This is a genomic window from Curtobacterium sp. VKM Ac-2887 (assembly GCF_015350935.1).
Taxonomy (GTDB): domain Bacteria; phylum Actinomycetota; class Actinomycetes; order Actinomycetales; family Microbacteriaceae; genus Curtobacterium.
Genome location: NZ_JADKSB010000008.1, coordinates 18,617 through 32,577, shown reverse-complemented (window position 1 = coordinate 32,577; position 13,961 = coordinate 18,617). Strand labels below are relative to the sequence as shown.

Here is a 13,961-nt window from a genome sequence, read left to right as displayed (position 1 = left end):
CCTGTTCGGGTCAGTGCTGGTCATAGGAGAACCTTAGTGCGAGGGCGGACGGACGAACCGCGACGTCGAGGTCGGGGAACGTCACACGGAGGACGGCGAAGTAGGGGTCGAAGGTGCGGTGGATCCCGATGTCGGAGTCGGCCACGGCGAGGTCGAGTTCGAGCAGCACGCGGGCATCGCGGGCCGGGTCGGTGCGGGCGGGGTCGGTGCGGGCCGGGTCGGTGCGGGCCGGGTCGGTGCGGGCCGGGTCGGTGCGGGCCGGGTCGGTGCGCGCTGGATCGCCGCGTGTGGCCGCGTCGTCCTGCCCGTCCGCGCGTCGGAGCGTTGCCCGGAACCCGGCCGGGTCGACGGTCGAGGCACGGAACGCGGCCCGCAGGAACGTCCGCACCACGGAGCGCTGGTCGGCGTCGAGCATCGCGGCGAGCCCGTCCGGGTCGTCGACGACCGGGGCGTCCCCGCCCTCGACCCGCACGGCCTGCTCGAACCAGGTGCGGTCCGCGTCGGCGACCATCGCCCGGCGGATGCCGTCGGCGATCAGTCGTGCCCGCTCGCGGTCGGCATCGGTGATGACCTCGCGCGTGCGCAGCTCGGCGAAGAACGGTGCGACGTCGCGGGCGAGGATCGTCGACCGGTCCTGCTGCACGCTCGCCGCGATGCCGTCCCGCTCCGCACGCTCGACCGAGTAGGAACCAGCCCGGATCTGCACCCGCTCGGCCAGACCCGCGAACGTCCACGCGAAGACGGCCGACGCAGCGGTCAGCACCAGGGTCGGTGCCGCCGCCAGGAAGGCCGCGACGGCGACGGGGATCTCGTGCGGGAACGTCGCTGCACCGACGCCCCAGGTCGCGGCGTTGACGACGGCGAGCAGGGCGCCGCCGATGGTCAGGTCCGTCCAGGGCCGGTACGGCGCGACCATCACGATGCCGGTCGCCGTGATGAGCGACATGAAGTCGTTCAGGGCGCTGCGGTCGGGTCCCCACTGCGCGGCGACGCTCGTCACCGACGCCAGGCCGAGCAGCCCGACGTGCGCGACGAACGCCCACCGCGGGAACGGTGCGCGGAACGGACTCGAGGCGGTGAACACGACCGCTGCCGATGCCGCGACCAGGATGACGGTGAGCGCGCTGAGGGTGGGGCTGCCCACGACGTCACGGTCGAACACGGACACCAGGAGTGCCCAGACGATGCTGGCGGCGCCGAGCCCGATCGCGAGCGGACGCGACCCCATCGCACCGAGCGGGTCGTACTGCTGCGCGGTCCGACGGGCCTCGGTCGTGGCGCTCACCGGTCGGCTCCGTGCACGCCGCCGACCTCGTCGGGGACCACGGTGCCGACGTGGTCGGTGGCCACGGCGTCGGTCGTGGCGGTGACCGGTCCGAACGGCACCGTCATCATCACGCTCGTCCCCGAACCGGGCGACGACCAGATCTGGACGTCGCCGCCCACCCGCCCGATGCGGTCGCGGACCGAGCCACGCAGGCCCATCCGGTCGGAGCCCGTGGAGTCCTCGTCGAAACCGCGACCGTCGTCGACCACCATCACGGTGCACGACGCACCGTCGTCGAAGACGCTGACCTCGGCCGCGTCGACACCGGCGTGCTTGCGGACGTTGGCCAGACACTGCCCCACGGCGCGGACGAGCGCGGTGACGGCACGCTGGTCGAGCCGGTCGAGGGCGGACGGATCACCGGAAACCGTGACATCGAGACCGGCCGCACGGTGCTCGTCGACCATGACGGCGAACGCGTCGACGGCTGCACCCGGTCGCTGCCGGGCGGCCGGTGCCAGCCACCCCTTGCCGGTCAGGACGGCGACGTCGGCTTCGACGGTCCGTGCCAGGTGCGGGTCCATCGGTCCGTCGGGCGCCAGGGCGATCGCGTTGAGGTGGTTCAGGACGGTGTCGTGCAGGATCGCAGCCGCCTCGGCCTCGACCCCGGCACGGTACGCGGAGACGTGCTCCTCACGCGCCGAGCGCAGCAGCTCCGGCTGCACCCGCTCCGACCGACCGGTGCTCCGGCTCGTGAACAGCACCAGGACGACCACGAAGCCGAGCGTCACCCAGGCGAGCACGAGCGGACGCGGTGGGCCGTCGGCCTGGACGACCGCGATCCACGTCGCCACCCGTCCGGTCAGGAAGCCGAGGAAGGACCACAGCACGACGCGGCTCGGCACCGCGCCGGCACCGCCGACCAGGATGAGCGGGATGACCGCCAACGACAGCAGGTACGAGGTGACCCAGCCCAACGGGACCTGCTGCTGCACGACCATCGCGAACCACCACGCACAGACGCCGCCGACGATCAGGAACGCGACCGCGGAGCGCCAGGTGCCGAACTGCACGTGCACGCCGATCATGCCGAGCATCGGGACGAGCGCCAGGACCGCACTGATCACCTGCACGTCGGGCTCGGACAGCCGGTACAGCAGCAGCGCGATCGCCGCCGCCACCAACGATCCGATCGCACCGGCGTGGAAGGCCCGCACCGTCGACCACGCGTTCACTCGCGGAGCGAGGTGCGTGGGGATGCCGAGCACGAGATGGGTCCTTCCGGGTGGCGGGAATGCCGCCCACGATCAAACACCTCGGTGCTGACCGTGTACCCCGAAACAGCGTCCGTTCGGCGACCCGGTCGATGATACCGGCCCCCACCACGCACCGATGTCCCCCGAACGCGCAACCTTCGTTGCTCAGAACAACGTCTGCGGCGCGACCGGTCGGAGCAGACGGCGGTCGAAGCCCGGATCCGCGCGCTTGAGCGGCGACGTCGTGGGGATCGACTGTTCCTGCGGCACCGTCGAGGGGTCCGAGAAGCCCATCGACCCCGTCGCCGGGTCCACGCGCCCGAGGCCGACGCCGTGCGCCGCCAGGATCGGTCGGATGCGCTCCGACAGCCAGCGGCGGTAGTCCTTCGGCGCGAAGGTGTTGTCGAGGTACATCGCCCGGTAGCGCGCCACCAGGTCGGGCCGTTCGCGTCCGAGCCACTCGAACCACCACGGCTTCACGCCCGGCCGCAGGTGCAGCGCGGAGTACATGACGCTCGTGGCACCGGCCGCCGCCGCCCGACCGACGGCGTCGTCGAGGTGTGCACGGGTGTCGGTGATGTACGGCAGCACGGGCATGAGGAACACTGTGCAGTCGAGCCCGGCGTCGCGGATCGCCCGCACGGTGGCGAGCCGCGCAGCCGTCGTGGGGGTGCCGGGCTCCACCGACTGCTGCAGGTCGTCGTCGTACACGGCGATCGACATCGCGAGGTCGACCGGCACCACCTTCGCCGCCTCGGCCAGGAGCGGCAGGTCGCGCCGGAGCAGCGTGCCCTTAGTCAGGATGCTGAACGGTGTGCGGCTGTCTGCCAACGCCTGGATCACCCCGGGCATCAGTCGGTACCGACCCTCGGCACGCTGGTACGGGTCGGTGTTCGTGCCGAGCGCGATCGGGTGACGGTCCCACGTGGGCTTGCCGAGCTCACGCCGCAGGACGTCGGCCACGTTCGTCTTCACGACGATCTGCTGGTCGAAGTCGGCTCCGCCGTCGAACTCGAGGTAGGTGTGCGTCGGCCGCGCGAAGCAGTACACGCACGCGTGACTGCACCCCCGGTACGGGTTGATGGTCCACCCGTAGGTGCCGGAACCGTCGGCGCTCGGCACCCGGTTCAGCGCGCTCTTCGCCAGCACCTCGTGGAACGTGACACCCGCGAACTCGGGCGTCGTCACACTCCGGACGAACCCGCTGTTCGACTCCATGCCCGGCAGTGCGTCGCTCTGCTCGGCATCGATCGCCTGTCCACTCCACCGCATGCCGTCATTCGAACACATGTTCGAACGGGCCGCAAGCCGGAGCTGGTCAGTGGTGCAGGCCGAGCACCTTCGCCGTGCGCTCGAGGGTGTCGTCGGCCAGGGCGGCGTCGTCACCGAGGTCCTGCCCGTAGGTCGGGACCATCTCGTGGACCGCGTCCTGCCAGCCGTCCCACCGGTCGGGGAAGCACTTCCGGAGCAGGCCGAGCATGATCGGCACGGCGGTCGACGCCCCCGGCGAGGCTCCGAGGAGCCCGGCGATCGAACCATCGGCAGCCGTGATGACCTCGGTGCCGAACTGCAGCACCCCGCCCTTGTCCTTGTCCGGCTTGATGACCTGCACCCGCTGGCCCGCGATGATCTTGTGCCAGTTCTCGGGCTCGGCGCTCGGCATGAAGTCGCGCAGCGCGTCGAACTTCGTCTGCTTCGAGGCGAGCAGCTGGCCGATCAGGTAGCGCACCAGGTCGAAGTTCGAGAACGCGACGCTCAGCATCGGGCGCAGGTTGTGCGGTCGGATCGACTTGAACAGGTCGAGCATCGACCCCTGCTTCAGGAACTTCGGGCTGAACCCGGCGTACGGCCCGAACATCAGCGACGCGTTGCCGTCGACGATGCGGGTGTCCAGGTGCGGCACCGACATCGGCGGCGCCCCCACGCTGGCCTTGCCGTAGACCTTGGCTGCGTGCTTCTGCACGACCTCGGGGTCGTCTGTGCGCAGGAACTCGCCGGAGACCGGGAAGCCGCCGTACCCGCGGATCTCCGGGATGCCGGACTTCTGCAGCAGCTGCAGGGCCCCACCACCGGCACCGACGAAGACGAACTTCGCGGCGATCTTCTGCGTCGACCGACCGACCTCGTTCAGGACGTCGATCGCCCAGCCGTCGAAGTCCTTGCCCCGCGAGATGTTCTTGACCTGGTGGTTCGGTTCGAACTCGAGCCCGTCGAGCTCGAGCTGGTCGAACAGCTGCCGGGTGAGCGACCCGAAGTCGACGTCGGAGCCCGCCGCCGAGTAGGTCGCCGCGATCGGCTGGTCCTTCTTGCGGCCGGGGATGAGTGCGGGCGCCCACTTGCGGATCTGAGCGGGGTCGTCGGAGAACTCGATCCCGGCGAACAGCGGGTGTCCCCGCATCGCCTCGTACCGCTTGCGCATGTACTCGACGTTGTCCGCACCCCAGACGAAGGAGATGTGCGGGGTCGGGTTGATGAAGTTGGACGGGTCGGGCAGCGTACCGGTCTCGACCAGGTGCGACCAGAACTGCCGCGAGACCTGGAACTGCTCGTTGACCGTGACGGCCTTCGCGATCTCGACGCGACCGTCGGCGAGCTCGGGCGTGTAGTTCAGCTCGCAGAGCGCGGAGTGCCCGGTGCCGGCGTTGTTCCACGGGTTCGAGGACTCCTGCGCGACGGCGCCGAGACGCTCGTACACGCGGATCTTCCACGAAGGCTCGAGCCGGTGGATGATCGCGCCGAGGGTGGCGCTCATGATGCCTCCCCCGACGAGGACGACATCGATCGGGTCCACCTGCTTCACTGCCACCCGTCGATCCTACCGGCGTCGACCGACAGGCCGGTCAGCCGCGCGCGGTGACCGAGTCGCTGCGCGCGGCCGCGCCGCTGAGCGGCGACTCTGCCGCTACGCGGCGACGGTACGACGCGCGACGATCGCCTCGGCGATCTGCACCGCGTTGAGCGCTGCACCCTTCCGCAGGTTGTCGTTGCTGACGAACAGTGCGAGCCCACGCCCCTCGGGCGCGGACTGGTCGGCACGGATGCGCCCGACGAACGCGGGGTCCTGACCGGCGGCCTGCAGCGGCGTCGGCACGTCCGACAGCTCCACGCCCGGTGCGCTCGACAGGATCTCGGTCGCACGCTCGGGCGACAGTGGACGCTCGAACTCGGCGTGCACCGAGATGGAGTGGCCGGTGAAGACCGGCACACGCACGCACGTGCCGGCGACGAGCAGGTCGGGGAGCTCGAGGATCTTGCGGCTCTCGTTGCGGAGCTTCTTCTCTTCGTCGGTCTCCCCCAGGCCGTCCTCGACGATGCTGCCGGCGAGCGGCACGACGTCGAAGGCGATCGGGCGGACGTACTTGACCGGCTCGGGGAACGTCACCGCGGAACCGTCGTGGGTGAGCGCTGCGGTGTCCTGCTCGAGGGCGGCACGCGCCTGGCCGAGCAGTTCCTCCACGCCGGCGAGCCCGGAGCCGGAGACGGCCTGGTAGGTCGTGGCGACCAGACGGCGGAGCCCGGCCTCGGTGTCCAGCACCTTGAGCACCGGCATGATCGCCATGGTGGTGCAGTTGGGGTTCGCGATGATCCCCTTGGGGGCCTGGTCGATCGCGTGCGGGTTGACCTCGCTCACGACGAGCGGGACCTCGGGGTCCATGCGCCAGGCGCTCGAGTTGTCGACGACGAGTGCCCCGGCTGCGGCGAACTTCGGCGCGAGGGCCCGCGAGGCGGTCGCACCAGCCGAGAACAGGGCGATGTCGATGCCCGACGGGTCGGCCAACTCGGAGTCCTCGACCACGATCTGCTCGCCGCGGAACGGCAGGGTCGTGCCGGCGGACCGGGCGCTCGCGAAGAACCGGACCTGGTCGGCCGGGAACGCGCGCTCTTCGAGCAGACGACGCATCACGGCGCCGACCTGTCCGGTGGCGCCGACGACGGCGACGGTGAGGGTGCTCATGCGGTGCTCCTGGTTCAGCGGGTCAGCGTGGGTCAGCGGCCGGTGCCGGCGTGGACGACGGCTTCGGCCTCGGCGTCGAGGTCGAACGCGTTGTGCACGACCCGCATCGCCTCGTTGAGGGTGTCGGCGCGGGTGACGACCGAGATGCGGATCTCCGAGGTGGAGATCATCTCGATGTTGATCGACGCGTCGTGCAGCGCGCGGAAGAGCTTCGCCGAGACGCCGGCGTTCGTGCGCATGCCGGCACCGACCAGGGCGAGCTTGCCGATCTGGTCGTCGTACTGGATGCTCTCGTAGCCGATGTCGGACTTCGCGACCTCGAGCGCCGTGAGCACGGTCTGGCCCTGGTCCTTCGGCAGGGTGAACGAGATGTCCGTCCGCCCGGTCGACGCCGCCGACACGTTCTGGACGATCATGTCGATGTTCGCCCCGGCGCGTGCGACGTTGGTGAAGATCTCGGCGGCCTTGCCCGGCTGGTCCGGGACGCCCACGACGGTGATCTTCCCCTCGGAGAGGTCTCCGGCGATCCCGGTGATGATCGGTTCTTCCACGGTTTCCCCCTCGGCAGGGTTGTAGACGATGGTGCCCTCGGTGTTGTTGAACGAGGACCGGACGTGCAGGGTGACGCCGTGCCGGCGGGCGTACTCGACGGCACGGATGTAGAGGACCTTGGCGCCGGACGCCGCGAGCTCGAGCATCTCCTCGCTCGTGATGCGGTCGACCTTGCGGGCCTTCGGCACGACCCGAGGGTCGGCGGTGAAGATGCCGTCGACGTCGGTGTAGATCTCGCAGACGTCGGCGTCGAGCGCGGCGGCGAGGGCGACGGCCGTCGTGTCCGAGCCGCCCCGGCCGAGCGTGGTGATCTCGCCCGTCGTGCGGTTGAACCCCTGGAACCCCGCGACGATCGCGACGTGGCCGGAGTCGAGCGCCTCGCGCACGCGCTTCGGGGTGACGTCGACGATGCGCGCCTTGCCGTGCTGCGCGTCGGTGAGCATGCCCGCCTGGCTGCCGGTGTACGACGAGGCTTCGACCCCGAGGCTCTTGATCGCCATCGCGAGCAGCGCCATCGAGATGCGCTCCCCCGCGGTCAGGAGCATGTCGAGTTCACGGCCGGCGGGGATCGGGGTGACCGAGTGCGCCAGGTCGACGAGTTCGTCGGTGGTGTCGCCCATCGCCGAGACCGCCACGACGACGTCGTTTCCGGCCTTCTTCGTCTCGACGATCCGCTTCGCCACGCGCTTGATGCTCTCGGCGTCCGCGACGGAGGATCCACCGAACTTCTGCACGATCAAGGCCACTGGCTGGTACTCCCGGAGACGGCGACACCGCGAGGTCACGCGGTCTCACAATGGTAGTCGGTGTTTCGAGGATGTTGCGTGCGAGCCGCCCCACACGCAACGATCCTGCGTGGGGCTCAACCGCCGACGACGCGACGGCCCTCGAACGCACGGCCGAGCGTGACCTCGTCGGCGTACTCGAGGTCGCCGCCGACCGGCAGGCCCGAGGCCAGCCGGGTCGTCCGGATGCCCATCGGGACGAGCAGCCGGCTCAGGTAGGTCGCCGTCGCCTCGCCCTCGAGGTTGGGGTCGGTCGCGATGATGACCTCTTCGACCGTGCCGTCGGCCAGGCGCGTCATGAGCTGCTGGATCCGCAGGTCGTCCGGGCCGATGCCGTCGATCGGGCTGATCGCGCCACCGAGCACGTGGTAGAGCCCGCGGAACTCACGGGTGCGTTCGATCGCCGCGACGTCCTTCGCCTCTTCCACCACGCAGATCGTGGTCGGCGACCGGCGCGGGTCGCGGCAGATGCTGCACTGGACGTTCTCGGTGACGTTGCCGCAGATCTCGCAGAAGCGCACGCGCTCCTTGACGTCCGCCAGCAGCTCGGAAAGCCGCGACGGGTCGAACGACTCGGTCTGCAGGATGTGGAACGCGATGCGCTGTGCCGACTTCGGCCCGATGCCCGGCAGGCGACCGAACTCGTCGATGAGGTCCTGGACGATCCCGTCGTACATCAGGCACCGTCCTGGTGGAGAGCGGTCTCCTCGATGAACTGGGCATTGAGGATCTCACGCACCACGGCCTCACCGTAGCGACCGGCGACCGGCGCACGACGTGCCGGTGGCGCGGTCCGCGGTGCGGCCGGCGGAGCGGTCTGCGCGCGCGGGGCGACCGGCGCCTGCGCGGGTGCTGCGGCGGATCGGCCGTGACCGGGGTCCGGGAACGGCGCGCCGTCGTCGTACGGTTCGTCGTCCAGCGGGTAGTCGTCGACGGGCACGCCCGGTACGACGGGTCCTCCGGGAGGCGCGGCGACCGCCGACGACGCCGCCTGCGGTTGACCGTCGGTCGGCTGCACCCCCTGCGGTGCGGTGGCACCGGCGGGTTGCGCGGGTGCCTCGGACCGGGGCTGCTGCGGGTCGACGGACTCGGCCGGGGCGACGGGCGCGGCAGCCGGAGCGGTGCCGAAGGGAGCCGCCCAGCCGGGTTCGACGGACTCGGGCACGGCGTCGGCGGTGGGGTCGCTCGCGGGGATCGTCGCGACCGCCCAGTCGGTGACGGGTGCGCCGGACGGTGCGGGCGCCTGCGCGGGAGCGGGTGCCTGCGTCGGAGCGGGTGCCGACGCAGCAGCGGGAGCCGGCGCCTGCTCCGCAGCCGGCGCCCCCGTGGGAGTGGGTGCCGACGCCGGAGCGGGTGCCTGCGCCGGAGCGGGTGCTTGCGCCGGAGCAGCTGCCTGCGCCGGGCGGGGCTCCGGCTCGGTGGCGGCGGGACCGGACTCGGGCGTGGACGCCGCGGCTTCGGCTGCCGCCGTCGTGGCGGGCGCTGCGGAGGCGGCGGCCGCGGCAGGGGCGGCTGGACCGTCCCCGGTGGCTGCAACAGCCTCGGAGGCCGGGGCCGACGTCGGAGCGGGCCCGGTGGACTGCGGCGCCGACGACGCCTGCGGCTGCGCAGCGGGCTGGCTCGTCGGCGCCGGACGGCCGGCCGGCGCGAACGGCTGCTGCGTGGGGGCCGGGGTGCGCTGTTGACCAGGGCCTCCGGGACCGCGGGCGACGAACTTCACGCGGAGCCCGATGACGTCCATGATCGCGGCGCGGAGCAGTTCGCTCACACTGGCCGAGGGGTCGGACATCTCCTTGAACGAAGCGACGTCCTGCTGGCTCGGGAAGGTCAGGGTCAGCACGTCGTCGCGCAGCGCGGTCACCTGTGCGGTGACGACCACCGACCACGCCGACCGCTTGGCGTGCTGCACGTGCTCGACGATCTGTGGCCAGGCGTCGCGCATCTGCTGGAAGCCCACGGCGCCGACGGTCCGGACCGCCGGCTCGTCACCGATCGTCGTGCCCTGGCCCGTGGACGAAGCACTGACTTGTTCGGTGGTCGGAGCAGCGGGCTCGGGAGCGCTCGGGACGGCTGCAGCCCAGGAGGCTGCGGCGTCACGTGCCGCACTTCCGGCGTCGGACTGAGCCGCCGCAGCCGCGTTCGCCGACGCCGCGGCGGGCTCCTGCTGCGCCGCTGGGGCCTGCTGGACGGCCGGGGCCTGCTGGGCGGCGGGGATCTGCTGCGCTGCGGGCTCCTGCCGACGCGGTGCCGCAGCCGACGACGGGGCCGGTGCGGGCGCCGTGCTGGTGGCGGCCGGCTGTGCCGACCCCTGCGCCGCGACCGCGCCGGACGGCGCCTGGTGGCCGCCGGCGTCCCCGACTCCGACGCGGCGCTCGAGCCGCTCGACCCGGGCGAGGGCACCGCGCTGGGTGTCGTCGGCCTCGGGCACGAGCATGCGCGCCGTCATGAGCTCGAGGTGCAGCCGGGGCGAGGTCGCTCCGGTCATGTCGGTCAGCGCCTTGTTCGCGATGTCCGCGCCACGGGACAGCCCGGTGGCACCGAAGACACCGGCCTGCCGGGTCATGGTGTCGAGCTCGTCCGGCGAGACACCGCGCAGGACCGCTGCGGCGCTCTCGTTCGTCGCCGCGACGACGATCAGGTCGCGCAAGCGCTCGAGCAGGTCCTCGACGAACCGACGCGGGTCCTGACCGGTCTGCACGACCCGGTCGATCGCAGCGAAGGCCGAGGCCGGGTCGGCCACGGCGAGGGCGTCCACGACGTCGTCGAGCAGCGCGGCATCGGTGTAGCCGAGCAGGGCGACCGCGCGCTCGTAGGCGATCGCGCCGTCTTCGCTGCCGGCGATGAGCTGGTCGAGCAGGGACAGGGTGTCGCGGACGGAACCGCCGCCGGCGCGCACGACCAGGGGCAGGACGCCGGGTGCGACCGTCACCGACTCCTGCGTGCAGAGCTGCTCGATGTACTCGAGCATGACCGCGGGCGGCACGAGCCGGAACGGGTAGTGGTGGGTACGCGACCGGATGGTGCCGATGACCTTCTCCGGCTCGGTCGTCGCGAAGATGAACTTGACGTGCTCCGGGGGCTCTTCGACCAGCTTGAGCAGCGCGTTGAACCCCTGCGGGGTGACCATGTGCGCTTCGTCGAGGATGAAGATCTTGTAGCGGTCGCGCGCGGGGGCGAACACGGCGCGGTCACGGAGGTCGCGCGCGTCGTCGACACCGTTGTGGCTCGCGGCGTCGATCTCGATGACGTCGAGCGAACCGCTGCCGTCACGGGCGAGCTCGACACAGCTCGGGCAGACGCCGCACGGAGTGTCGGTCGGCCCCTCGGCGCAGTTGAGGCACCGCGCCAGGATGCGGGCCGAGGTCGTCTTGCCGCAGCCGCGCGGACCGCTGAACAGGTAGGCGTGGTTGACGCGGTTGGTGCGGAGCGCCGTGCGGAGCGGGTCGGTGACCTGCGACTGCCCGATCAGCTCGGCGAAGTTCTCGGGCCGGTAACGGCGATACAGGGCGGTGACCACGCGACCAGGGTAGCCGGGACGACCGACACCCGCGTGCCCCTCCACAGGTCTGTGCGCGTTGCCTCGAACGACGAAAAGACTCCTCACGCACCCGCCAGAGCCCGGCTACCCTTGCTGCGTTTCCGCCCTGGGGGAGTTCACCTGGATGGCGTCACGTGAGGAGCCGCCGACAACTCTACCGGATGCGACCAGGCAGGATTGACACATGAAGATCGCCATCGCCGGAGGACACGGCCAGATCGCACTGCTCCTCGCCCGCCAGATCACCGACGCCGGACACGACGCCGTCGCGATCGTCCGCAACCCCGCACACGTCGCCGACGTGGAGCAGCAGGGTGCCACGGCGATCGTCGCGGACCTCGAACAGCTCGGCGACGACGACCTGGCACTGCGCCTCCGCGGGGTCGACGCCGTGGTGTTCGCCGCCGGCGCCGGGCCGAACAGCGGTGCGGAGCGCAAGCTCACCGTCGACCGGGACGGCGCGATCCTGCTCGCGGACGCCGCGGAGCGCGCGGGCATCGACCGGTACGTGATGGTGTCGGCGATGGCGGCGGACACCTACGACGCCGAGGCCGCGGTGGTCCCTGCGAAGGACGACGCCGCCGTGTTCCAGGTCTACCTCCGGGCGAAGGCCGAGGCCGACGCGAACCTGCGCGCCCGACGGCTGCGGTGGACGATCGTGCGGCCGGGAGGCCTGCTCGACACGCCGCCGCAGGGAACGGTCGACGTCGGGCGCACCGTGCCGCGCGGCTCGATCCCCCGCGCCGACGTCGCCACGGTCGTGCTGCACGCGCTGCTCGACGACTCGGCCGTCGGGGTCCAGTTCGAGGTCACGAGCGGGAACACGCCGATCCCCGCGGCCCTCGACGCCCTGTCCTGAGGCGCGCGCCCCGTCCGCACCGTGCGCACCTCGTCACCCCGTGCGAGCTTGCACGCTCCGTGCCGCGCTACAAGCGCGCACCCAGCGACCAACCCCGCACCAGCCCACGCAGGCCGCACCGTGTGGTGACCGCGACCCAGCGCCGGACGGGAGGCACGGCGCCAGCCCGCCCCGCGCCTCCCGTCCGCACCGTCCGCACCGTCCGCCCCGTCCGCACCGTGCGCACCTCGTCACTCCGTGCGAGCTTGCACGCCCGGTGCCGCGCTGCAAGCGCGCACCCAGCCACCAACCCCGCACCAGCCCACGCAGGCCACACCGTGCGGTGACCGCGACCCAGCGCCGGACGGGAGGCACGGCGCCAGCCCGCCCCGCGCCTCCCGTCCGCACCGTGCACACCTCGACACCCCGTGCGAGCTTGCACGCTCCGTGCCGCGCTACAAGCGCGCACCCAGCGACCAACCCCGCACCAGCCCAGCCAGGCCGCACCGTGCTGGCGCCAGGCAGCGCAGCGCGCACCGCGCAGCGCGCTCCGCGTCAGAGCGCGACCGCAGCCGACTGTCGGGCGATCTCCAGTTCCTCGTTCGTCGGGATCACGAGCACCGCGACACGTGAGGTGTCCGTGGAGATGACCCGGGCCTCCCGGGATCCCAGCTCGTTGCGGTCCGCATCGATCTCGATGCCCAGGTGCTCGAGCCCGGCGAGCACGCGCCGGCGCAGCAGCGCGTTGTTCTCGCCGACGCCGGCGGTGAAGACCACCGCGTCGAGCCCGCCGAGCTGCGCCGTGTAGGCGCCGACGTAGCGACGGATGCGGTGGCGGTACACGGCGAGCGCCGCTTCGGCGACCTCGTCGCCGTTGAGGGCGGCGTCCTGGACGTCGCGCATGTCGCCGTTGCCGGTCAGGCCGAGCAGCCCGGACTGCTTGTTGAGCATGGTGTCGAGCTCGTCGAAGGACAGCCCGGCCTCGCGGTGCAGGTGCAGCAGGACGGCGGGGTCGAGGTCGCCGGAGCGGGTGCCCATGACGAGGCCCTCGAGTGGCGTGAGGCCCATCGATGTCTCGATCGACTTCCCACCGTCGATCGCTGCGGCCGAGGCACCGTTGCCCAGGTGCAGCACGATGGTCTTCAGCTCGGACAGCGGGCGGTCGAGAAAGACCGCGGCCTGCTCGGAGACGTACTTGTGGCTCGTGCCGTGCATGCCGTAGCGGCGGATGGAGTACTTCGCCGCCAGGTCGGCCGGGATCGCGTACGTGTACGCGTGCGGCGGCATGGTCTGGTGGAACGCGGTGTCGAACACGGCGACGTGCGGCACGTCGGAGAACACCTGCTTCGCGGCCCGGATCCCCTCGAGGTTCGCCGGGTTGTGCAGCGGCGCGAGGCTGTTCAGCGCCTCGATCTGTCGTTCGACGTCGTCCGTCACCACCGTTGCGCGGTCGAAGGTGGTGCCGCCGTGCACGACGCGGTGGCCGACGACGGCCGGCGGGTGCTCGTCGAACGACGGACCGACCTTGGCGAACGCGTCGATCATCGCTTGGAACCCGGCGGCGTGGTCCGGCACGGACGCGGCGTCGTTCGACGACGACTCCCCCGTCAGCGCGTTGGTGTGCCTCCACGCGCCGGCCGACTCGCCGATGCGCTCCACGAGCCCGGAGGCGAGCGTGCGCTCCCCCTCGAGTTCGATGAGCTGGTACTTGAACGAACTCGATCCGGAGTTCACGACGAGGGCTGCGGTCACGGGTGGTGTCGCTTTCTG

The 13,961-nt window shown here is 71.5% G+C and carries 10 protein-coding genes and 1 other RNA gene; 1 reads left to right on the top strand and 10 read right to left on the bottom strand.

Annotation, left to right across the window (positions count from 1 at the left end; translation table 11 throughout):
* Window positions 1-10: 10 nt before the first annotated feature.
* The 9 genes from ITJ69_RS10715 to ffs form a co-directional block, all read right to left on the bottom strand.
* Window positions 11-1,285 (bottom strand): hypothetical protein, encoded by a 1,275-nt coding sequence (locus ITJ69_RS10715; protein WP_194672822.1) that lies wholly within the window; start codon window positions 1,283-1,285, stop codon window positions 11-13.
* Entirely contained in the window at window positions 1,282-2,535 is a 1,254-nt protein-coding gene (locus tag ITJ69_RS10710) for a sensor histidine kinase (RefSeq protein ID WP_194672750.1), read from the bottom strand. Before ITJ69_RS10710 ends, ITJ69_RS10715 begins: the two co-directional genes overlap by 4 nt.
* A 153-nt stretch (window positions 2,536-2,688) precedes the next feature.
* Window positions 2,689-3,795, bottom strand: coding sequence for an Rv2578c family radical SAM protein (locus tag ITJ69_RS10705; protein WP_159573146.1), 1,107 nt, complete (start codon window positions 3,793-3,795; stop codon window positions 2,689-2,691).
* Between the two features lie 46 nt (window positions 3,796-3,841).
* Complete coding sequence (locus ITJ69_RS10700; protein WP_159573145.1) at window positions 3,842-5,329, bottom strand: malate:quinone oxidoreductase; 1,488 nt, start codon at window positions 5,327-5,329, stop codon at window positions 3,842-3,844.
* A 96-nt stretch (window positions 5,330-5,425) separates the two neighbouring features.
* The gene (locus tag ITJ69_RS10695; protein WP_123292140.1) at window positions 5,426-6,478 is read right to left on the bottom strand and encodes an aspartate-semialdehyde dehydrogenase; all 1,053 of its coding nucleotides are present in this window, start codon (window positions 6,476-6,478) and stop codon (window positions 5,426-5,428) included.
* Between the two features lie 32 nt (window positions 6,479-6,510).
* Window positions 6,511-7,776, bottom strand: a complete 1,266-nt coding sequence (locus tag ITJ69_RS10690) for an aspartate kinase (protein WP_123292139.1) — start codon at window positions 7,774-7,776, stop codon at window positions 6,511-6,513.
* Between the two features lie 116 nt (window positions 7,777-7,892).
* Window positions 7,893-8,492, bottom strand: coding sequence for a recombination mediator RecR (gene recR, locus ITJ69_RS10685; protein WP_194672749.1), 600 nt, complete (start codon window positions 8,490-8,492; stop codon window positions 7,893-7,895).
* A complete protein-coding gene (locus ITJ69_RS10680) occupies window positions 8,492-11,332 on the bottom strand; it encodes a DNA polymerase III subunit gamma and tau (protein WP_194672748.1) in 2,841 nt (946 codons plus the stop codon). The genes recR and ITJ69_RS10680 overlap by 1 nt, the downstream gene beginning before the upstream one ends.
* A 71-nt stretch (window positions 11,333-11,403) precedes the next feature.
* An RNA gene (gene ffs / locus ITJ69_RS10675) (signal recognition particle sRNA small type) lies at window positions 11,404-11,500 on the bottom strand.
* A 37-nt stretch (window positions 11,501-11,537) separates the two neighbouring features.
* On the opposite strand from ffs, the gene ITJ69_RS10670 reads away from it, so the two are divergent.
* Window positions 11,538-12,212 (top strand): SDR family oxidoreductase, encoded by a 675-nt coding sequence (locus ITJ69_RS10670; RefSeq protein WP_123292136.1) that lies wholly within the window; start codon window positions 11,538-11,540, stop codon window positions 12,210-12,212.
* A gap of 534 nt (window positions 12,213-12,746) precedes the next feature.
* On the opposite strand, the gene ITJ69_RS10665 is transcribed toward ITJ69_RS10670, so the two are convergent.
* Entirely contained in the window at window positions 12,747-13,943 is a 1,197-nt protein-coding gene (locus ITJ69_RS10665; protein WP_194672747.1) for an acetate/propionate family kinase, read from the bottom strand.
* Window positions 13,944-13,961: the final 18 nt, after the last annotated feature.

What these genes read in the sequence shown, in the direction of transcription:
- ITJ69_RS10705 (WP_159573146.1), bottom strand. Translation starts at nt 3,795, where the DNA reads ATGCGGTGGAGTGGACAGGCGATCGATGCCGAGCAGAGCGACGCACTG.
- ITJ69_RS10695 (WP_123292140.1), bottom strand. Translation starts at nt 6,478, where the DNA reads ATGAGCACCCTCACCGTCGCCGTCGTCGGCGCCACCGGACAGGTCGGC.
- recR (WP_194672749.1), bottom strand. Translation starts at nt 8,492, where the DNA reads ATGTACGACGGGATCGTCCAGGACCTCATCGACGAGTTCGGTCGCCTG.
- ITJ69_RS10670 (WP_123292136.1), top strand. Translation starts at nt 11,538, where the DNA reads ATGAAGATCGCCATCGCCGGAGGACACGGCCAGATCGCACTGCTCCTC.